Source organism: Brachyspira hampsonii (assembly GCF_002214805.1).
GTDB lineage: Bacteria > Spirochaetota > Brachyspiria > Brachyspirales > Brachyspiraceae > Brachyspira > Brachyspira hampsonii.
Genome location: NZ_CP019914.1, coordinates 2,919,719 through 2,938,130 on the forward strand (window position 1 = coordinate 2,919,719; position 18,412 = coordinate 2,938,130).

Sequence of the window (18,412 nt, forward strand, 5' to 3'; positions counted from 1 at the left end):
TTAATTTTATAAAGATTAATTATGATAATTGAAGAGAAAAAAGCTATATGTTTATTGCAATTTAGGCAAAGGTTATTATTTAGTAGTGGTCAAGAATTTGAGAATTTATTTACAACTTTAATGTATTTACTATATCCTAATGATTTTCAACAAGTAAAACCGCAAGGAAGGTATGGAGATGGTGGTAATGATGGATATATAAAAGGACAAGGTATATATTTTCAAGTATATTCTCCCGAAAAAATAGATCCAAAAAATACTAATAAAATAAAGAAAAAAATAGAGAAAGATTTAGAAAAATTAATAAATAATTGGGATAATTTAGAAAAAATTAAAGAATATAATTTTGTTTTTAATGATAATTTTGAAAATATAGATTTAACTACAAATCAATTTTTTATAGAATTACAAAATAAATATCAAAATATTGATATTAATATAAAAACTTCACACTGGATTATTAACAAGTTTGCAGATTTATCACTAGAAAAGCAGTTATATATACTAGAGCATATTCCATTAAATATTGAAGGTTTTGATTTTATAAAATTAGATCTATTTGGAAATGTAATAAAATACATAATTAATAATATTCAAATACCAAATAATATACATAGTATATTAGAAGCACCAGATTTTGATGAAAAAATAAAAGTTAATGGATTAAAAGATTTTAAAATATTACTACAAAATGCATATTTACAAACTAATATTTTGGATGATTTTTATAAATCAAATCCAGAAGATAAAATGATATTGCAAAAAAAAGTTATAAATTTATATAAAGAAGAGCTATATAATTCTATAAATTATACTTCATTAGATAGTGTATTTTATAAAATATCATATAGAATGATTCCTAATATAGAGGAATATAATAATTTAAGTAATATAAATAAAAAAAATATTATGGAGTCCATATATGTTATTTTAGCATATTTTTTTCAGGTATGTGATATTGGTAAAGCACCTGATAAATTTAATAAAAACTAAAATTTTATTTATAGGAGTAATTATGGCAATATTACCAAATAAACATTTAAAAATGTATGAAAGCTTGATATTTTTATCAGGTCTTATTCTAAAGATGTTATCTAATCCAACAAGTATCGAGAATATTTGGCAAAATGTTAATAAAATTAATAAAAATAAAAAATATAATACTATTTATTCCTTTGATAAAGTTATAAAAGCTGTAGATATGCTTTATATAATAGGATTAATTAATATAAATAAAGATGGGTTATTAGAAAAATGCGATTAATAAAATTAACTTCAAATAAGAAACAATTTAAAGATGTTCATTTTAAAAATAAAGTAGGAATTAATATAATAAATGCCGTACGTTATAATGAATATAACAATGATATAGACGATTCTAAATATACATACAATGGATTAGGAAAATCTCTAATAATAAATTTAATAGACTTTTGTCTTGGTTCAAAAAAAATAAAAGAATTTGAAAAGAAACTAAATGACTGGTCATTTATATTATATTTTTCTATAAATGATATTGAACATAAAATAGAACGATATTGCAATAATCAAGATATAATATTATTTGATGGAAAAGAATATAAATATGATGAAATACACTCTATTTTATCTGATAAACTATTTAATGAAAAACTTCCTAAGAGCATTAGTTTTCGTTCAATTATATCACGATTTTTAAGAACTCCTACAAAAGAAGGGTATTCAAATATATTTAAACCAAATACTACTAAAGAAACTGACTATTTATCATTGTTAAATACATCATACTTATTGGGTATAGAAACTAGGTTTATAGAAGATAAATTTAATTTAAAGAAATTTAAAAAAGATGAAACTAACAAGCTAACTAATTTAGAAAAATATGAACATGATAATATAAAAGAATATATAGATAATATAGATAATTTAAATAAATCTAAGATAAAAATAGAAAAAAAAGATTTAGAAAATAAAATTACAGAATTAGAAAGTAAATTGGAAGATTATGAAGTAGCAGAAAATTACAATAGTATACAGATAGATGCTGATAATTTCACTATAGAATTAAGAAAAATAGAAAATGAGATAACTATATGTACAAACATATTAAAACAAATAGAAAATTCTTTAAATATTAAACTTGATGTTTCTTTAAAAGAATTAGAAAATCTTTTTAATGAAGTGAAATTTATATTTCCAGACAAAGTAAAAAAACAAATAAAAGATGTAGAGATATTTCATAAAAAAATTATAAGTGAAAGAATAAATAGATTAGAAAATGAAAAAAACTCTTACAATAAAAAAATAAATGAACTATGTGAAAAAAGAAAATTAATAGCTATAAAACGAGATAGATGTATGAAATATCTTGGAACACATAAAGCTCTTGAAGAATATGAAGCAATGCAAAAAAAATTGTTGGAGCTTATTAATATAAGAGATAATTTAGATAAATATTTGAATATTATTAATAAAAAAGAATCCATAAATGAGAGATATAAAGAAAAAAGTATTGAATTAGATAAAGAAACTAAACAATATATAGATGAAAATAAAATTTCAGATCATTTAACATCAGAATTTAGAAAACTATCTAGTAGATTTTATGAAGATAAAGCAGGTGGTATAATAGTAGAATTAAATAATGGAAATAATCAACTACGTTTTAATATAGATATAACCATTGATGATGATGCTTCTGCTGGTATATATCAAGTTAAACTATTTTGTTTTGATATATTGTTATCAATATTACGAAAGCATAATATTGATTTTATATTTCATGATTCACAATTATTTTCTGATATGGATCCAAGGCAAAGATTAACAGCATTAAAGACAATTAATGACATAGCTGAAAAATATAATATACAATATATATGTAATTTTAATAATGATCTATTAAATTTTTCAAATAAAGATATAAGTAATGAAGAAAAACAAAAACTTATAACAGATAATATAATATTAGAATTAACAGATCAAGATGATTCTCATAAGTTACTTGGAGAAAAAATATCAATAAATTTAGGAAAATAGTATATAATGAAGGTTAGTTTATGGAAAAACTTTAAAAAAGAAATAAATCAAATTATAAAAATTTTTTGAGAAATATATAATAAATATTTTTCTGATATAAAATATTTTGAAAAATTAAAAAATATAATATATAGAGTAAAATACTTTAACAAACATAATAATTCAAAATATAGTAAAGTATATTTAGTAATGAATTTCATTAGATACAGTGTTGCGATAACACAAATTATCGCAACACTGTATCTAATTGATATAATCTAAAATAAGTTTTTTAATATACTTACGTACGCTCATATTGTTTTCTTTAGCTAATCTTTTTAATAGCTTATATTCTTTATAATTAAATCTGCAAACTACTAATCTTTTTTTCATTATTCTACCTCCAAACTTTTTAAGTATATTCCTGTTATAGCTATACTGCTATGATTTAATGCCTGTCTAATGAGTTCTATGTCTTTGGTTTGTTTATATAGGGTAACAGCAAAATAATGCCTTATATCATGTATAGAGTAGGCAGCTTTTATTTTACCTTGTTCATATAAACGCTTTGAACTCCTATAAAAAATATTTCTTATCACTTCAGAACTTTTATTTTTGAAAGGACAATTAAAAGAAAGATTATTCTGTTTTAATAATTTAATAACTTTGTCAGTAACTTTCCAGCTTATTTCTTTTCCTTTAGAATAAGAATAATATTTGTTGTTTCTGATTTCTAATTTAGGTAAAGCACCAACACGCACACCGCATTCCATTATAAAAATGATGGCCACTTTTATAAGAGGATCTGCTATATCTTTAATTATTAATTCAATTTCTTTTTTAGTAGGTACTTCCAAACGTTTTTTATTTTTCACAGGCGGACGAGTTTTTGTTCCTCTAAAAGGATTTTTCATAAATGGATATCTTCTCTCTAAAAAAGAAAAGAAAGAGGAACAGGAAGAAACTAATGCACGTATACTTAAATTAGAAAGTTCACTTGAATTGACTTCCGTTATAAAATCATCAGCTTCTCTTGCTTTAATAAATAAAATATTTTTGTTATTCATTTTGCAGTATTCCTCTAGTTTATTAAGTCCGTTTCTATATTGTCTTTTTGTGTGATTGCTTTTTGTTTTTGAACATTGCCTAAAAAAGTTTTCTTTTTCTGTTTCATAATCTATCTGTTTAATAAGCTGCTCTTCTTTCATATAGTCAAGTATATTTAAGTAGTTAGCTTGCTTAATTAGTCTACTGACCGCTGTTAGCGGAAGTTCCGCTTGTTTTTCTGTTATTATATTATTATTGTTTTGTGCTATTAATTTATTATTGCTTTTAGAAGCCATATTTATACCTTTTTATTAAATTAAAGACAAAAGCCTTCATTTAATAAAAAGAATATAAACTTTTATAACTTATATAGTATATGTATAATTAATATTATCCTTTTCTTTTTCTCCTTTTATTAAATTAATAGATTCATTAAAATCCATATTTAAAATTGATAAATAAACAGCATCAGATACACATCTCTTTTTATGAATATCAATAATCTGTTTTGGATTATTAAAATATTTATTATTAACACAAACTTCCTTAACTCCTAAAGTTTCTAATTCTATTAATAAATCTAATAGAACATCTATATCTGATAAATCTCTATCAGTATTATATGAATTAATAATATTTTCTATCATAAATATTTTCCTATATTTTTATTATTTCATCATTATCTTTATATAGTTTTGCTGTCTTTATAGCATCACGTATATAAACATCATCTATTATCAAATTAATCTGTTCTGAATTATTTGTGTCCAATTCAATTTTTTTTATGTATTGATTTGAACTAAAATTATTATTTGATATTAATACTCTATTACATCCTTTATTTTTATATGATTGTAAAGTATCAATTAACTTAGTGATATTCATTAAAACGGTACCTCCTCATCATATTCCTGATTATTGGTTTGTGATACATTATTATCAGCTTCTTTTTTATCTGCAAGCATCTGCATTGACTGCATAATTATTCTCACTTTAGATTTAGTAGTGTTTGTATTTTATCCTGCCATCTTTCCTGCCTTAGTGTTCCGCATATTAAAACTTGCTTTCCTTTTATAAGATATTTATTTACTGTTTCTGCTAATTTTCCAAAAGCTACTATATCAAAATAATTTACTTCTGTAGTGTTTTTTGTAATTACATAATAATTGTTTGCTATAGAAAACTCAGCAATTTCCATTCCTCCTTGTGTATATTTTCGCTGCGGGTCAGCAGTTAGCCTTCCTATTAATGTCACAATGTTATGATCGCTCATTATATTTCACTCCATATTAATTAATGTTATTCATATTCTATATAATCCCTAATTAAAATATTACTGCATTTGCCATGGTTAATTCTTTTTATAGTATTAATTAAAAGCCTGTTTTCAAGTCCTTTATCAATTTTGAATGCACCGCTTTTTTTCTGTATTTTAAAATTACCATTATCATAATACCATATTAATCCCCATCCGATAGGTAAGTCCTCTTTTTTTATTAATCCTTCAGGACATACATAATATCTATTTGTACCTATAGAAGATTTAAAAGTTTCTATACGCATTTTACTATCTAATTTATAAACTATCCTATGTGGTTTTAATAAATCCCTTCTAAAATCTTTTATATCTGTTTTTATTTCATAAAGAGTTGTATTTGAATAGTTATCAAATATTAATACATCAGGATTTTCCTTCACTAATAAACATTTATATTCTATCAAAGCAATACTTTCCAAAAAATATTTAGCTGTAAGACAGCATAGATCCGAATGTGTTATTTTTTTTATTTTTTTCATTTTACTATACCTATTTCATTGCTTAAAAGTTTAGCTTTATTAATATATCACAAAGTAAAGCAGCAATATTTGATAAAAAGAAACAAAGTAAATAGAAAGCCTTAGCTATATCATTTTTTGATGTTATACTAATAAAAATACATATAACACTAAATATTCCAAAACTTATAGAACCTATTTGATAAACCATCATTTTATAACCTTATTCAATATATTTTCTATTGCCTGCATATAAAAACCTAAATTATGATGACACTCCAATCTCTCATTATTTATAGTTAAAAATAATTCATTTTTCCTTCTTACTTTTTTATAACTAACATTAATATTTTTGTATTTATATTTTAATATTCCTAGAATATCATTCATTCTTCTGAACTCATCATTTACATCATTATAATTAATAATCGCTTTAATCATTTTTTATATCTCTATTATATCAAATAATGAGCTTAGAACATTATAATATTTATTATATTCATCTTCTGAATCACATTCTATTGTTGTAGGCAATCCGCTTTCTAAAGTAAATATCCTTATACTCTTTTTATTTTCATCAAAATAAATACTTGATATACAGTTTATATTTATTAAATATTTTTTAATAAAAATACATTTCAGCATAAATTACTCCTCATATTCACAAACAATCGTTATTGGAATACCCATATACTTCGATAAACCTTCTAAGCATGATATACAAAGTTTACCTTCTTTTTCTTTCTCTTTTTCTATACCATCTTTATCCTTATATTTAATATTTATTTGTCCTTCCAATATCTCATCATCATTTATATTTTTTTGACATATATCACAAATCATTTTAACACTCCGTTTTTTATTATTTAAGGTTTATATATCTTTTATTAATTCCAACATTTTATTGCACTTTTTTTCTATCCGAAGTCTTTCACCGCATCTATTTAAAATATATCCGAGTGTATAAAACCTATCAAAAACTTCCATACTTAATGTATTGCAATGCTGTATTAAAGCAGAAGCTCCTATTAGGTTTAATTGTATAAATGACATATATACGCACATCAAATCTAAATCATTAATATTCCATATTAATTTTTCTGCATAATTATAGCCTAATTCTTCTACTATCTGACATGAAGCTATAACAATTCCTCCGCTTCCTGCTGCTGGTTCATTGCAGTAAATAAAAGATTTACTTTCCAATAATGATTTATCAAAATTAATTTTATTCATACAGTATGATAATTCATAAGGTGTGAAAAATTGACCTTTGAAATCATTTTTTAATTCAAGTTCTTGAAATAAAACTCCTAATACATCCTGATATCTGTTACTCTGGTATTCATTTACTAATCCTAATTTAAATGCGTTAAAAAACTCCATTTCATTTTCATCATAAGTAACAGCAATTTTTTTAAATTGTTCTATTCTTTTTTCCTTATCTTCCATATTAAGACTTATTCCTATTGCAATATTTAATGCTGTCATAGCTATAAAATCATAAAATACTTTAGCTATTGTATGTTTATAAGAAACATTCTTTAATATGTTATACAGATTTTTATATTTAGATGATTTTAATTTATTCATTTTTTATTTCCCTTATTCTTTTTTATATATTTATACAAAGTTTCTTTATTATCTTTTACTTTATATAATACATCCAAAACAACATCTTCAGGTTTTTTCTTAGTGTTTATAGCAGTTTGATATATAAGTGTTGCATATCCTATTAAAATATCTTCATAGCTGCCTTTGGTTTTTATCAGGGTTTGATTTTCTTTTGTATTATCAAATATTATAATAGTGTCTTTCATTTATAAACCTCAATAATCAAAAAGCATTTTATTGCCATCCGCATCTACTTTATCACCGTCTGCATCAAAATCCCAATTATTTATATTATCAGTATCTACACTTAATGGATCTTCATCTATTTTATAATTAGACTGTTCTTCATCTTCTGAGAAAGACATTATCTCATTGTTTTCTTTTAATGTTTCTTCAAAAGATTTATTTTCTCTTTTATCAATTTCTTTTTGTATATCTTCCTTATAACTCTCTATCATTGTTATTTCTTTTAATTTTTCCAATTCTTCAAGAGTAAGTTCTGATAGTCTTCTGCCCTGTGTTATTTTATTTTCAAGTTCACGGCTATGATTAAACTTTCTGCCTTGTAAAATATGTTTTGCAGTTTCTGAATATCCACATATAGAAGCTAATTCACTTTCCAATAAAGCTATTTCTTCTAATTCCTCATTAGAAAGCTGCATCATATCTCTTCCATTTTTTATATTTTCTATTTTATTATTAAGTTCATGCTCTTTGATATTTTCTATTATAGTGTTTGATTTTTTTTCTTTTTTAGTATTGTTATTTTTGGCAATTTTATTTTTTGATTTAGTCATACTTAAATCAAAAACACCTCTTTTATTTAATTCGTTTTTTATATAATCTTTATACCCTTGCTCTAACTCCTCACTATTATACAACTCAATTAATTTGTCATCACTAAATAAATTTAAATATACATCTTTACTAGGACCATCTATAGGATATCTTGAATAATCTTTTTTATAAGCAGAGCAACAAATATTATCAATATTTTCTTTTTTACCATTGCTGCTATTTTTTAATATAAATCTCTGTATAGCATTCATAATAGTGTTAGCTTCTGCTTTATCATCAGATGTAAAAGTTATACCAAAAACCCCGTTATTTTCTATAAAGTTTACTTCTCTCATTATTCATTCCTTTTTTTCTAATTCTGTTTTTAATCTTACCGCATCTTTTATAATATCCACAAAACCATCAGCAGGTACATTTTCTTTATTGGTTACAAAGTATATAAACTCAGTCAACAAATAAATAATATCTTCGCTGCTAATATTTTTAGCATCAATAATAATACGTTCTTCTTTATTATCTCGTTCTATATGTATATATTGTTTTTGACTATCTATTTTCATGATCATATCCGTTAATAATCTTTCTTTTTATTTCCAAAAGCTCCATCTTCTTTTGCTGTCTTTCTGCTATGACACCTTTTGCATAAAGCCTGCAGGTTGCTTTTATCATAGAACAGAGGATCATCTTCGCTTTCTATTCTTTTTATATGGTCCACATGTTCAGCAAAGTTATGGCATTCCTCAAAGTTTTTGCAAAGCGGATTTTCTTTCAAAAAACTTTCTCTAAAAGCACGCCATTTTTTGCTTTGATATCTTTTATATGCTTTTTCATCACTTCTCATTATAAACACTCTTTACTTTTGAACATCTTATTTACAAGTTATCAACATTGTTGACAACTTATAAACATAGAATTATTCATTATTAGCTATCTCATCTTCTATATCAGTTAGCACTGATTCAAAATCTTCATAGCAGTACGGAGTCTTTCCATCTACACATATTTTAAATGCTCCATCTTCTAAATCTATATAGCAGTTACATAAATCATTATTAATTTCTAATCTGTTTCTTTTAATCTCCATATCATCTTTTAATATAGGATATTGTTCAGCTATTTTATTTGATGCAGCTTCTAAAATAGCTATTTTTGTACAAACATAATGTTCACGCAATTTTTCTAAAAATATCATTTTTTATCTCCTTATTTATAATTTGTAAAATCAATAACTAAATCTGTTTTTATATTATTATTATTTTTATCTATGATTTTATCACGAAGTTCGGTATATGCTCTATCAATAGTATCTAAGCAATCTGAAGATAAAATAAAGAATTTGTATTTTTTATCATCTTCAATAATTAAATTATATTTGTTTATTAATGATGCATTAATATCAGCTTTATATATGTGCATAGGTTTTTCAATAAAAAATAAACTATTATCAGTTATTATAGTTAGCATACATATTTTCCTCTTTTAATAAAATCTTATAAAAATAGTCAAAATAATATTTTGACTATTTAAGCAGTTATTAATTCTTTATACTTCTGCATTTCTATTTCTATAATTTTTAAGTTTAATAGTCTGCTTGTAAGTCTGCCTTTCATATATTCAGAATCAGTTTTTTTATTCAAACTCTTTAATAAATCATCATAGCTTTTATTTGATGTCAGTATTACAGTTTTTTCTCCGCTTCTTATATTATCAAATATTTTATAGTATCCATCTATGGCATAATGAAAGCCTACGCTGTCAATATCATCTATCATAATAATATCTGCATTTTTGGCATTATCTATTTTTTTATCAATAGTGGCTTTCATATCTTTATCTTTAGCATTTTGATTAAATAAGTTTTTATGCAAATCTTCAAAATGGCTAGCCTTCATATACATTACTTTGATGTTATTAATAACATATATCTGCCATAACATTTTTAGCATTGTAGTTTTACCTGTTCCGCTCTTCCCTCTGAAATATAATGACATTGTACTTCCTACATTCAAATATTTTTTTATAGAATTAATCAGATCAGTTTGATTAAATCTTTTTGCAAAAATATATAAAGTCATTTCATTATCTAATGTGCCGAATACTAAATTATATGTTTTTATAAGATTATCAATTCTTTCTATCTTTTCTGATATTTTAGTTTTTTCATCGCTTACACAGTCGCACATAGTAGGCAGACTGTATCGTCTTCCTGAAAAACTTAAATCATCTGGAACTTTTAGAAATCCATACTCATCGCATTTAGTACATTTTGGGTCTTTTCCGTCCCTTGCTATTTTTTTTAATTCTTCCAAATATTTTTTATAGCTTTGCAGACAATATCCGTTATCCGCAATTTGCAATTTGTGAATACGCATCATCTAGGTTTCCTCCTTCTTCTATAATTTTTAATAAATAATTCAGTTTATCAATTCCGCTTGGTATTGTGTATTTTTTTGTTTCTTCGCTTTGAGTTTTATTTTCTTTGTTATCATTATTTTTTGTACTTTCATTTTTTTGGCATAAAGCCATTTTCAATAAATCCTGCAGTTTCATAGCATATCTTTTTTCTACTGGTAATTTATAAAATGCATTTTTTGTAATTTCTAAAACATCATCAATATTGTTATTTACTCTGTTTTTAAAGATTTTTATTAAATGCATTTTATAAGGAGCTCTTGCCGAGTAGTCTAATTTTTCAAGCAATAATTCTTCATACAATTTTTTAAACTTTTCTAAAAACTCATTTTGAAGCTGAAGCTCTTTTATCTCTTTATCATCTGTTAAAAGTTTTGCAGGATATATTGGATTTTCGTCCACATCTTCATTAAACAAACTAGGCTCATCATATATCACAGTAACAGGAGCTTCGAGATTCTGAAGTTTTTTATCTTCTTCTTTAAGCTCTTCAATTTTATTTTTCAAATTAGTAAAGTCATATACTAATCCTACTTTTATACATCGTTTGTCTTTATATGTTCTTGCTATTTTTATTTTCAAATAGCCTTTTGCCTGCAGGCTTTTTCTTTGTCTTGTGCATCTTCTGCTGATATCTTTATCTCTAATTTCATTAAAATCTTTATTTACTAAATGAAATATCCAGCATATAAACTCAAACTCGCTTGTTGTTAATCCTAGTCTAGTTCTATATTCAAGCACTTCAAAAGGTGTTGTTAACAAATCTGCAGGATAATCTATTTTTCCGTAAAGTGCCGAAAACTTTTCTAACTCTGCCATTATTCTATACCGCCTAATATATTTTTATAAGTCAATTTTCGTACTAACATTAAACTGCCTCCGTGATTGTATTTTTTTAAAAATATTCCTCCTTCTGCAGTGATAAAAATTATTAATGCAAAGAACTGCCCGAATGATTTAAATAAATTTATGCTGCATTTGTTTTTGATATTTTTTAGCAGGAATGCTAATTGATGAAATAAACTCTGTTCTTTATCTAAAAAAGTCAAGCATAACTTTTTAGTTGCAATTATTATCGAGATTTTTAAGGATTGTTGTTGTTTTAAATCTAGTATGTTTTTTAAGCATACTAGATTTTTTAATTTATCGATTTGTATTTTGAGAGAAGATTGTAAAACTCGTACCGCTTTCCATAGTCTTAGAAAATTCGTTAAAATTAAAAATTTTTAGTATAAACACTTCAAACTATTTTATAGTATAATAAAGCTAAAGAAATTATATTAATAAAAATTATTTTCCTTTGCATACTCGGTTTGACACTTCATCAAAACCTTCTTCTATTGTAAGCCCTCAATCTGTTTTGATTTTATACCATTCTCTTACATATTCGCATTGATATTCTTCATTAGGAGGAAGCCATTCTACAGGAGATTTATCGCCTTTTGAACGATTTGCACCTTTTGATACAGCAATCAAGTGATTTTCATTTTTCATATAATTATAATATTCATTTTTCTTTTCTTTGCTCCAATTACTAGCACCGCTTATATGAGCATTTTTTAAAGGCACTAAATGATCTATATCTAAATCTCTAGCATTAGTAAAATATTTTCCTGTGAACTTGTCATACCATTTTCCTGATATTACTCTATTATTTGATATTACAGGTTTTATTAATGATTCTCTGGCTAATACTTCATGCCTTGTATTAAGTCCGTCATTATCCTCATCAGCCCAATCTCCCCAATCATCTCTGTTGTATCTTGTAACTGTTTCTTTTTCTGACTTTTCTGTTTTTGATATTTCTTTTTTATTGTATATATTATTATAATAATAGTATCCTGCTGCTATTAATAAAATAAATAATATAAATAAAGGAGATGATTTTTTCTTTTTTCTTCTTGCCATAGTTGCTCCTATTATTGCTAATAAAAATTGTTCGCTGAAAATATATAGTAAATGACGCCGTCCGCCTTTGGCGAATTTGCTATATGCTCATAATTTTTAGCTTTATCATATTTGTAATCTATTATTTTTATTTCTGCTAATAAAAATTGTTAGCTAGCTTTGTATTATTATATGATAAACTTAGCGATACTAACAATTTTATATTTAGCTTTTTTATAATTATTATTTTTTTATTATTTCCATACTCCAATTAGGTCCGCTGTAAACTTTGTACTTATCAGAGAAATTTCCCATATTAACAGCAACAGAGAAATTAAGTTCTGAATTAAAATATGCCATATTATCACCTTCAGCTGCATCTCCAAAAGTATTAACAAGCTTAACATCACCATTCCATATTAAATTTCCTTCATTGTATATAGAAACATTTAAAATATCTCCAACCTGTACTCCATTGTCAAGCATTAATTGACGAGGAAGTGAAGACCATACATTTCCATACTGAATATCTAGTATAGGTATATTAGCAAAGAATTTACCATTTTCAAATCTTGGTTTTTGATAATCTATTTTTGTTATATTAGTTCCTAATGACTTTCCAACTTGTTCAAAAGTTATTTGTTTTGAGGCTAATCTTGCTCCTGTATATACATAAACATCTCTGCCATGAAAAGTGTATGATTCCTGAGAGTTAGTAAGTCTGTTTACTGCCTCATCAATTTCTCTTACTTCTTCTATTCCTAAACTTTCAGCAACAAAAGTTAAAGAGCCGTTATCAGGTGTTACAAAATAATAGTTATTAGTAGTTTTCATAACAACTGATTTTCTTTCTGTACCAACTCCGGGGTCTACAACATTAACAAATACTGTACCTTCGGGCCAATATCTAGCAGTTTGATCTAATCTCAAAGCGGCTTCCCATATATTAAATGCGGGTATTTCATGTGTAAGATCATAAACTTTTAAATCTTTATCTACAGTTAAAGCTACTCCATACATACTTGCAACAGCATTGTCCTTTCTTCCGAAATCTGTTTGAAGTGCAAGCGGAGATTTACCAATTTGTCTTTCGCATGACATAAGCATGACAAATAATGATATTATTAATATATATTTTTTCATTTTATTTCCTCTTTTAATTTAAATATATATGTTTTTTATTTTGTTAAAAAATTAAGGGCATAAGAATAAACTCATGCCCTTAAAAATATTTATTTTTTAATTATTTAGTTTTAGCATTTAGAGCATCTTTTTGTCTTCTTATTCTTCTTAAAGCTCTTTTGCGTTTAACTACTTTTCTATGCTGTTTACCCACATTATCTCCTTTAATAATATTATTTTTTATTTATTATATTTTTCCATTAGATCCTAATACATTATTGATTTTATGCATATAGAGTTTTTTCATTTCATCACGTGCAGGTCCTAAATATTTTCTAGGATCGAATTCTTTAGGATTATCATGAAATACTTTTCTAATAGCAGCAGTCATAGCAAGTCTTGAGTCGCTGTCTATATTTATTTTACAAACAGCACTTTTTGAAGCTTCTCTTAATTGCTCTTCTGGAATACCTATAGCATCATCTAATTTACCGCCGTATTCATTAATCATTTTTACATATTCCTGAGGCACGCTTGAAGAACCATGTAAAACTATAGGGAAACCAGGAATTTTTTTCTCAATTTCTTTAAGTATATCTAATCTTATTTCAGGATTTTGACCAGGTTTGAACTTATAAGCACCATGACTAGTACCTATAGAAATAGCAAGAGAATCAACTCCTGTTTTTTTAACGAAATCTTCTACTTCTTCAGGCTGAGTATAAGTATGATGTTCAGCAGAAACATCATCTTCAACACCAGCAAGAACTCCTAATTCACCTTCTACAGTAACATCATATTTATGAGCATATTCAACAACACTTCTAGTAAGTTCAACATTTTTATTGTAATCATAATGGCTTCCGTCTATCATAACAGAAGAGAAACCATATTCTATACAGCTTTTACAAAGTTCTAAGCTGTCGCCATGGTCTAGGTGCAAAACTATAGGTACATTAACGCCTAATTCTTTAGCATACTCAACAGCTCCTTGAGCCATATATCTTAAAAGAGTTTGATTAGCATATTTTCTTGCACCAGAAGATACTTGAATTATAACAGGACTTTTAGTTTCTACACAAGCTTGTACTATAGCTTGAAGTTGTTCCATATTATTAAAGTTAAAAGCTGGTATTGCATAACCCCCACTTATAGCTTTTTTAAAAAGTTCTCTGCTATTAACAAGTCCTAAATCTGAGAATTTAACCATATTTTTCTCCTTATTCTTTTTTAATTCTTAATTCTTAATTCTTAATTAAAAGATATCAAAAATACTTTATTAATAATATAGTAAAAATAATATTTTTTCAATAAAAATACTTATTTTTTATATGATTAGAATTTAAAAAATATTATTTAAAAATCAAATTAAATATTCAGAATTTAAAAATAAAATAAGAGCCTGTAAATATATTATTATTAATTTGAATTATTTTTTTATTAATTGCTTTATATGATTTATTGACTATTGTTTTTATATATGTTATAATGTTTCAAAATATTTGCATAAGTTTTTAGCAAATACAAGTATCAATTCAAGAGGTGTTATAATGTCAAAAATTAATTATTTGGGACAGTCTTATGATTTGTCCAATGGAGAGTCTTTACTAGACTTCCTTAAAAAAAATGCTAAAAAAGATTCCAAAGATGCAGTAGCTGCTAAATTTAATGGAACAGAAGTTGACCTTACATATACGCCTGAAATAGACGGCGATTTAGAATTGATACTTACAACCACCGATGAAGGTCTTGAAGTTTTAAGACACTCTACAAGCCACTTAATGGCTCAGGCTGTTAGAAGACTTTATCCTAATACTCAGGTTACTATAGGTCCTGCTATTAAAGATGGATTTTACTATGACTTTGATGCAGAAAAACCTTTTACAGAAGAAGACCTTCCGAAAATAGAAGATGAAATGAAAAAAATCATCAAAGAAAATATACCTGTAGTAAGAAAAGTTATGAATAAAAATGAGGCTATAGAGTATTTCAAAAAAGCAAATGAGCCTTATAAAGTTGAAATTATAGAAGGTATAGATGCTGATACAGTATCTTTTTATGAACAGGGAGATTTTATAGATCTTTGCCGCGGTCCTCATGTTCCTTCTACAGGATATATAAAATCATATAAACTTATGTCTGTAGCCGGAAGTTATTGGAGAGGGGATTCTAATAATAAAATGCTTTCTCGTATATACGGAACTGCATTTGAAAGTAAAGAAGCTTTAGATAAATATCTCAAAAAACTCAAAGAAGCTAAAGAAAGAGATCATAGAAAATTAGGTAAAGAACTTAATTTATTTAGTTTTCATGAGGAAGGTCCCGGTTTTCCTTTCTGGCATCCTAGAGGAATGATCATTTATAAAGCAGTAGAATCATATATAAGAAATGAAAATGATAAACGCGGATATGTTGAGATAAAAACTCCTGCTATACTTAATGAAGAATTATGGCATAGAAGCGGACACTGGGATAATTATAAAGAAAATATGTATTTTACAGAGATTGATGAAACTAAATACGCTGTAAAACCTATGAACTGTCCGGGCGGTTTGATTGTTTATAATTCTAATATACATAGCTATAGAGATTTGCCTTTAAGAGTTGCTGAATTAGGTTTTGTTCATAGACATGAGCTTTCAGGAGCTTTGCATGGACTTTTTAGAGTTAGAGCATTTACTCAAGATGATGCCCATATATTCTGTACTGAAGATCAGCTAGGCGATGAGATTATTAATACTATTGAATATTATTTATCTGTATATAAAGACTTTGGTTTCGAGAACTTTGAAATATTTGTTTCTACTAGACCAACCAAATCAATCGGAAGCGATGAGATTTGGGAGCTTGCTACTAAGTCATTGATTAATGCTTTAGATAAATTAAAAATAAGCTATAAAATTAATGAAGGAGATGGGGCTTTCTATGGTCCTAAGATAGATTTTAATATTAAAGATGTTCTTGACAGAAACTGGCAATGCGGTACTTTACAGGTTGACTTCTCACTTCCTATGAGATTTGAAATAAGCTATGAAGGTAAAGACGGCAGAAAACATACTCCTGTAATGCTTCACAGAGCTATACTTGGATCAATGGAGCGTTTTATAGGTATATTAGTTGAGCATTATAATGGTAAATTCCCATTGTGGCTTTCACCTTTACAAGTAGCTGTTGTTAATGTACTTGATGAAAAATCTCAGATTGACAGAGTTAATGAAGTGGCTAAAGCATTAAAAGATGCAGGATTTAGAGTAGAAACAGATGAAGGAAATGAAAATTTAGGTACTAAGATTAAAAAATACCGCTTGCAAAGAACTCCGTATACAGTTATAATAGGAGCAGAAGAAGTTTCTAATGGAAAGTTATCTATCAGAACTCGTTCTTCGCAAGAAATTAAAGATATGGATTTAAATGAGTTTATAGAGAAACTCAAAAAAGAATCTAAGGAGAGAATGAATGATTCTATATTTACTACTAAATGAGGTAGATAAATAATGGCAACAGTAAAAAAAGAAGGAGAGAGAATTAATCAATTTATTACTGCACCAGAAGTTAGAGTTGTGCATGATGAGAGGGGAAGTCTTGGTGTAATGAGTATTAAAGATGCTCTTGCATTAGCAAAAAGCGAAGGTTCAGATTTGGTGGAGATAGCTCCTACAGCAGAACCTCCTGTTTGTAAGATTATCAATTATGGTAAGTATAAATTTGATATTCAGAAAAAGAGTAAAGAAGCTAAGAAAAAGCAGAAATTAGTTCAGCTTAAAGAAATTAAGATGCGTCCTCAGATAAGCATACATGATTACAACTTTAAAATGAAGCATATTCGTGAATTCTTAGATGAAGGTAATAAGGTAAAAATTACTATAATGTTTAGGGGTAGGGAAATGGCTCATACTGAATTCGGCTATGAACTTATCAATAAAATTATACAGGATTTAGAAAATGAAGCTTCTACGGAAAAACCTGCTAAATTAGAAGGTAAGAATCTATCAGCAGTGCTTAATCCGGTAAAAGCAAAAAAAACTGCTTCTGATTCTGAAGGTTCTTCTGCCAAAAAAGAATCTTCTGGAAATACTGAAGAATAATAAATATATTTTTCAAAATATTATAATAGCCCACTAGCTATATGTACTTATCATACATATAGATTGAGCATACAGTAAATATAATTAAAAGGATATTAGTTTATGAAACAAAAATTAAAAACAAAAAGCGGTGCAAAAAAACGTTTTAGATTTTCTAAAACAGGTAAAGTTAAATTTGCTCATGCATTTGGTAGCCACAAATTCTTAAGCAAAAGACCTGACACTAAAAGAAAATATCGTAAAGCTAGAATAGCTGATGATACTAATATGTTAGAAATGCCAAGATTAATGCCTTACGGCAGATAATAAAGGAGACTAAAATGAGAGCAGTTAGCGGTGTAGTAAGAAAGAAAAAAGTTAAAAAAATATTAAAGATGGCTAAAGGTTACTATGGTTCTCATAGTAAGCAAATGAAACAAGCTAAAGAAGCTGTAATAAGAGGCTTAAAATACGCTTATCGTGATAGAAGACAGAAAAAAAGAATGATGAGACGCTTATGGACTTTAAGAATCAATGCAGCTTGCAGACCTTTAGGGATATCTTACAGTAAGTTCATTAACGGACTTAAAAAAGCTAATGTTATAATTGACAGAAAAGCTTTATCTAATTTGGCTATTGATGATTATAAAGCATTCGAAGCTGTAGTTGAGGTAGCTAAAAAAGCACTTGCTTAA

The 18,412-nt window shown here is 26.1% G+C and carries 28 protein-coding genes and 1 pseudogene; 7 read left to right on the top strand and 22 right to left on the bottom strand.

Features of this window, described 5'->3' with window-relative positions; translation table 11 throughout:
• The first annotated feature begins 21 nt into the window (after window positions 1–21).
• The 3 genes from BHAMNSH16_RS12915 to BHAMNSH16_RS12925 are packed head-to-tail and all read left to right on the top strand — an operon-like array spanning window position 22 to window position 3,018.
• Window positions 22–993: an ABC-three component system protein gene (locus BHAMNSH16_RS12915; RefSeq protein ID WP_069732027.1), complete on the top strand. Its 972-nt coding sequence runs from the start codon at window positions 22–24 to the stop codon at window positions 991–993.
• A 22-nt stretch (window positions 994–1,015) separates the two neighbouring features.
• A complete protein-coding gene (locus BHAMNSH16_RS12920) occupies window positions 1,016–1,264 on the top strand; it encodes an ABC-three component system middle component 6 (RefSeq protein ID WP_008728432.1) in 249 nt (82 codons plus the stop codon).
• Window positions 1,255–3,018 carry a DUF2326 domain-containing protein gene (locus BHAMNSH16_RS12925; RefSeq protein ID WP_069732026.1) on the top strand — a complete coding sequence of 588 codons (1,764 nt, stop codon included), beginning with the start codon at window positions 1,255–1,257 and terminating at the stop codon, window positions 3,016–3,018. Before BHAMNSH16_RS12920 ends, BHAMNSH16_RS12925 begins: the two co-directional genes overlap by 10 nt.
• Before the next feature lie 243 nt (window positions 3,019–3,261).
• Here BHAMNSH16_RS12925 and BHAMNSH16_RS14755 read toward each other — a convergent pair whose 3' ends face one another.
• The 22 genes and pseudogenes from BHAMNSH16_RS14755 to BHAMNSH16_RS13035 all read right to left on the bottom strand — a co-directional run bounded on the left by BHAMNSH16_RS14755 (window position 3,262) and on the right by BHAMNSH16_RS13035 (window position 14,863).
• A complete protein-coding gene (locus BHAMNSH16_RS14755) occupies window positions 3,262–3,390 on the bottom strand; it encodes a hypothetical protein (RefSeq protein ID WP_008729085.1) in 129 nt (42 codons plus the stop codon).
• Window positions 3,390–4,340 carry a tyrosine-type recombinase/integrase gene (locus tag BHAMNSH16_RS12930; protein WP_039954559.1) on the bottom strand — a complete coding sequence of 317 codons (951 nt, stop codon included), beginning with the start codon at window positions 4,338–4,340 and terminating at the stop codon, window positions 3,390–3,392. The genes BHAMNSH16_RS14755 and BHAMNSH16_RS12930 overlap by 1 nt, the downstream gene beginning before the upstream one ends.
• Before the next feature lie 69 nt (window positions 4,341–4,409).
• Window positions 4,410–4,691: a hypothetical protein gene (locus BHAMNSH16_RS12935; RefSeq protein ID WP_008729087.1), complete on the bottom strand. Its 282-nt coding sequence runs from the start codon at window positions 4,689–4,691 to the stop codon at window positions 4,410–4,412.
• A gap of 10 nt (window positions 4,692–4,701) precedes the next feature.
• Entirely contained in the window at window positions 4,702–4,929 is a 228-nt protein-coding gene (locus BHAMNSH16_RS12940) for a hypothetical protein (protein WP_008729088.1), read from the bottom strand.
• Window positions 4,929–5,317: pseudogene (locus BHAMNSH16_RS12945) on the bottom strand (single-stranded DNA-binding protein). The gene BHAMNSH16_RS12940 and the pseudogene BHAMNSH16_RS12945 overlap by 1 nt, the downstream one beginning before the upstream one ends.
• A gap of 26 nt (window positions 5,318–5,343) precedes the next feature.
• Window positions 5,344–5,841 carry a hypothetical protein gene (locus BHAMNSH16_RS12950; protein WP_008732903.1) on the bottom strand — a complete coding sequence of 166 codons (498 nt, stop codon included), beginning with the start codon at window positions 5,839–5,841 and terminating at the stop codon, window positions 5,344–5,346.
• Window positions 5,842–5,863: 22 nt separating this feature from the next.
• A complete protein-coding gene (locus BHAMNSH16_RS12955; RefSeq protein ID WP_069731851.1) occupies window positions 5,864–6,034 on the bottom strand; it encodes a group-specific protein in 171 nt (56 codons plus the stop codon).
• Entirely contained in the window at window positions 6,031–6,261 is a 231-nt protein-coding gene (locus BHAMNSH16_RS12960) for a hypothetical protein (protein ID WP_069731850.1), read from the bottom strand. The genes BHAMNSH16_RS12955 and BHAMNSH16_RS12960 overlap by 4 nt, the downstream gene beginning before the upstream one ends.
• A 3-nt stretch (window positions 6,262–6,264) precedes the next feature.
• Complete coding sequence (locus tag BHAMNSH16_RS12965; RefSeq protein ID WP_069731849.1) at window positions 6,265–6,465, bottom strand: hypothetical protein; 201 nt, start codon at window positions 6,463–6,465, stop codon at window positions 6,265–6,267.
• A gap of 3 nt (window positions 6,466–6,468) precedes the next feature.
• Entirely contained in the window at window positions 6,469–6,663 is a 195-nt protein-coding gene (locus BHAMNSH16_RS12970) for a hypothetical protein (RefSeq protein ID WP_069731848.1), read from the bottom strand.
• Between the two features lie 30 nt (window positions 6,664–6,693).
• Entirely contained in the window at window positions 6,694–7,413 is a 720-nt protein-coding gene (locus BHAMNSH16_RS12975) for an N-6 DNA methylase (protein ID WP_069727600.1), read from the bottom strand.
• Entirely contained in the window at window positions 7,410–7,640 is a 231-nt protein-coding gene (locus BHAMNSH16_RS12980; RefSeq protein ID WP_069731847.1) for a hypothetical protein, read from the bottom strand. The genes BHAMNSH16_RS12975 and BHAMNSH16_RS12980 overlap by 4 nt, the downstream gene beginning before the upstream one ends.
• A gap of 9 nt (window positions 7,641–7,649) precedes the next feature.
• Complete coding sequence (locus BHAMNSH16_RS12985; RefSeq protein ID WP_008729103.1) at window positions 7,650–8,567, bottom strand: hypothetical protein; 918 nt, start codon at window positions 8,565–8,567, stop codon at window positions 7,650–7,652.
• A 3-nt stretch (window positions 8,568–8,570) separates the two neighbouring features.
• On the bottom strand, window positions 8,571–8,792 hold the full coding sequence (locus BHAMNSH16_RS12990; protein WP_008729104.1) for a hypothetical protein: 222 nt from the start codon (window positions 8,790–8,792) through the stop codon (window positions 8,571–8,573).
• Window positions 8,793–8,803: 11 nt separating this feature from the next.
• Window positions 8,804–9,073 (bottom strand): HNH endonuclease signature motif containing protein, encoded by a 270-nt coding sequence (locus tag BHAMNSH16_RS12995; protein WP_008729105.1) that lies wholly within the window; start codon window positions 9,071–9,073, stop codon window positions 8,804–8,806.
• Window positions 9,074–9,145: 72 nt separating this feature from the next.
• Window positions 9,146–9,424, bottom strand: a complete 279-nt coding sequence (locus BHAMNSH16_RS13000; protein WP_020003299.1) for a hypothetical protein — start codon at window positions 9,422–9,424, stop codon at window positions 9,146–9,148.
• 11 nt (window positions 9,425–9,435) lie between these two features.
• Complete coding sequence (locus BHAMNSH16_RS13005; protein ID WP_069731846.1) at window positions 9,436–9,696, bottom strand: hypothetical protein; 261 nt, start codon at window positions 9,694–9,696, stop codon at window positions 9,436–9,438.
• Window positions 9,697–9,755: 59 nt separating this feature from the next.
• A complete protein-coding gene (locus BHAMNSH16_RS13010; RefSeq protein ID WP_069731845.1) occupies window positions 9,756–10,607 on the bottom strand; it encodes an AAA family ATPase in 852 nt (283 codons plus the stop codon).
• Window positions 10,573–11,463: a hypothetical protein gene (locus BHAMNSH16_RS13015; RefSeq protein WP_008730407.1), complete on the bottom strand. Its 891-nt coding sequence runs from the start codon at window positions 11,461–11,463 to the stop codon at window positions 10,573–10,575. The genes BHAMNSH16_RS13010 and BHAMNSH16_RS13015 overlap by 35 nt, the downstream gene beginning before the upstream one ends.
• Before the next feature lie 531 nt (window positions 11,464–11,994).
• Complete coding sequence (locus tag BHAMNSH16_RS13025; RefSeq protein WP_008730409.1) at window positions 11,995–12,552, bottom strand: GmrSD restriction endonuclease domain-containing protein; 558 nt, start codon at window positions 12,550–12,552, stop codon at window positions 11,995–11,997.
• A gap of 222 nt (window positions 12,553–12,774) precedes the next feature.
• Window positions 12,775–13,674, bottom strand: a complete 900-nt coding sequence (locus BHAMNSH16_RS13030) for an SAM hydrolase/SAM-dependent halogenase family protein (protein WP_008730410.1) — start codon at window positions 13,672–13,674, stop codon at window positions 12,775–12,777.
• 226 nt (window positions 13,675–13,900) lie between these two features.
• Complete coding sequence (locus tag BHAMNSH16_RS13035; protein ID WP_008730412.1) at window positions 13,901–14,863, bottom strand: class II fructose-bisphosphate aldolase; 963 nt, start codon at window positions 14,861–14,863, stop codon at window positions 13,901–13,903.
• A gap of 340 nt (window positions 14,864–15,203) precedes the next feature.
• On the opposite strand from BHAMNSH16_RS13035, the gene thrS reads away from it, so the two are divergent.
• From thrS to rplT, 4 genes are all read left to right on the top strand, one after another.
• On the top strand, window positions 15,204–17,135 hold the full coding sequence (gene thrS, locus BHAMNSH16_RS13040; protein ID WP_008730413.1) for a threonine--tRNA ligase: 1,932 nt from the start codon (window positions 15,204–15,206) through the stop codon (window positions 17,133–17,135).
• A 12-nt stretch (window positions 17,136–17,147) separates the two neighbouring features.
• The gene (gene infC / locus BHAMNSH16_RS13045; protein ID WP_008730421.1) at window positions 17,148–17,738 is read left to right on the top strand and encodes a translation initiation factor IF-3; all 591 of its coding nucleotides are present in this window, start codon (window positions 17,148–17,150) and stop codon (window positions 17,736–17,738) included.
• A 102-nt stretch (window positions 17,739–17,840) separates the two neighbouring features.
• Complete coding sequence (gene rpmI, locus BHAMNSH16_RS13050; RefSeq protein ID WP_008725923.1) at window positions 17,841–18,044, top strand: 50S ribosomal protein L35; 204 nt, start codon at window positions 17,841–17,843, stop codon at window positions 18,042–18,044.
• 14 nt (window positions 18,045–18,058) lie between these two features.
• Window positions 18,059–18,412: a 50S ribosomal protein L20 gene (gene rplT / locus BHAMNSH16_RS13055; protein ID WP_008725909.1), complete on the top strand. Its 354-nt coding sequence runs from the start codon at window positions 18,059–18,061 to the stop codon at window positions 18,410–18,412.

Excerpts from the sequence above, each read along its gene's own strand:
- BHAMNSH16_RS12915 (WP_069732027.1), top strand. The coding sequence starts at position 22 with ATGATAATTGAAGAGAAAAAAGCTATATGTTTATTGCAATTTAGGCAA.
- BHAMNSH16_RS12920 (WP_008728432.1), top strand. The coding sequence starts at position 1,016 with ATGGCAATATTACCAAATAAACATTTAAAAATGTATGAAAGCTTGATA.
- BHAMNSH16_RS12925 (WP_069732026.1), top strand. The coding sequence starts at position 1,255 with ATGCGATTAATAAAATTAACTTCAAATAAGAAACAATTTAAAGATGTT.
- BHAMNSH16_RS14755 (WP_008729085.1), bottom strand. The coding sequence starts at position 3,390 with ATGAAAAAAAGATTAGTAGTTTGCAGATTTAATTATAAAGAATATAAG.
- BHAMNSH16_RS12930 (WP_039954559.1), bottom strand. The coding sequence starts at position 4,340 with ATGGCTTCTAAAAGCAATAATAAATTAATAGCACAAAACAATAATAAT.
- BHAMNSH16_RS12935 (WP_008729087.1), bottom strand. The coding sequence starts at position 4,691 with ATGATAGAAAATATTATTAATTCATATAATACTGATAGAGATTTATCA.
- BHAMNSH16_RS12940 (WP_008729088.1), bottom strand. The coding sequence starts at position 4,929 with ATGAATATCACTAAGTTAATTGATACTTTACAATCATATAAAAATAAA.
- BHAMNSH16_RS12950 (WP_008732903.1), bottom strand. The coding sequence starts at position 5,841 with ATGAAAAAAATAAAAAAAATAACACATTCGGATCTATGCTGTCTTACA.
- BHAMNSH16_RS12955 (WP_069731851.1), bottom strand. The coding sequence starts at position 6,034 with ATGATGGTTTATCAAATAGGTTCTATAAGTTTTGGAATATTTAGTGTT.
- BHAMNSH16_RS12960 (WP_069731850.1), bottom strand. The coding sequence starts at position 6,261 with ATGATTAAAGCGATTATTAATTATAATGATGTAAATGATGAGTTCAGA.
- BHAMNSH16_RS12965 (WP_069731849.1), bottom strand. The coding sequence starts at position 6,465 with ATGCTGAAATGTATTTTTATTAAAAAATATTTAATAAATATAAACTGT.
- BHAMNSH16_RS12970 (WP_069731848.1), bottom strand. The coding sequence starts at position 6,663 with ATGATTTGTGATATATGTCAAAAAAATATAAATGATGATGAGATATTG.
- BHAMNSH16_RS12975 (WP_069727600.1), bottom strand. The coding sequence starts at position 7,413 with ATGAATAAATTAAAATCATCTAAATATAAAAATCTGTATAACATATTA.
- BHAMNSH16_RS12980 (WP_069731847.1), bottom strand. The coding sequence starts at position 7,640 with ATGAAAGACACTATTATAATATTTGATAATACAAAAGAAAATCAAACC.
- BHAMNSH16_RS12985 (WP_008729103.1), bottom strand. The coding sequence starts at position 8,567 with ATGAGAGAAGTAAACTTTATAGAAAATAACGGGGTTTTTGGTATAACT.
- BHAMNSH16_RS12990 (WP_008729104.1), bottom strand. The coding sequence starts at position 8,792 with ATGAAAATAGATAGTCAAAAACAATATATACATATAGAACGAGATAAT.
- BHAMNSH16_RS12995 (WP_008729105.1), bottom strand. The coding sequence starts at position 9,073 with ATGAGAAGTGATGAAAAAGCATATAAAAGATATCAAAGCAAAAAATGG.
- BHAMNSH16_RS13000 (WP_020003299.1), bottom strand. The coding sequence starts at position 9,424 with ATGATATTTTTAGAAAAATTGCGTGAACATTATGTTTGTACAAAAATA.
- BHAMNSH16_RS13005 (WP_069731846.1), bottom strand. The coding sequence starts at position 9,696 with ATGCTAACTATAATAACTGATAATAGTTTATTTTTTATTGAAAAACCT.
- BHAMNSH16_RS13010 (WP_069731845.1), bottom strand. The coding sequence starts at position 10,607 with ATGATGCGTATTCACAAATTGCAAATTGCGGATAACGGATATTGTCTG.
- BHAMNSH16_RS13015 (WP_008730407.1), bottom strand. The coding sequence starts at position 11,463 with ATGGCAGAGTTAGAAAAGTTTTCGGCACTTTACGGAAAAATAGATTAT.
- BHAMNSH16_RS13025 (WP_008730409.1), bottom strand. The coding sequence starts at position 12,552 with ATGGCAAGAAGAAAAAAGAAAAAATCATCTCCTTTATTTATATTATTT.
- BHAMNSH16_RS13030 (WP_008730410.1), bottom strand. The coding sequence starts at position 13,674 with ATGAAAAAATATATATTAATAATATCATTATTTGTCATGCTTATGTCA.
- BHAMNSH16_RS13035 (WP_008730412.1), bottom strand. The coding sequence starts at position 14,863 with ATGGTTAAATTCTCAGATTTAGGACTTGTTAATAGCAGAGAACTTTTT.
- thrS (WP_008730413.1), top strand. The coding sequence starts at position 15,204 with ATGTCAAAAATTAATTATTTGGGACAGTCTTATGATTTGTCCAATGGA.
- infC (WP_008730421.1), top strand. The coding sequence starts at position 17,148 with ATGGCAACAGTAAAAAAAGAAGGAGAGAGAATTAATCAATTTATTACT.
- rpmI (WP_008725923.1), top strand. The coding sequence starts at position 17,841 with ATGAAACAAAAATTAAAAACAAAAAGCGGTGCAAAAAAACGTTTTAGA.
- rplT (WP_008725909.1), top strand. The coding sequence starts at position 18,059 with ATGAGAGCAGTTAGCGGTGTAGTAAGAAAGAAAAAAGTTAAAAAAATA.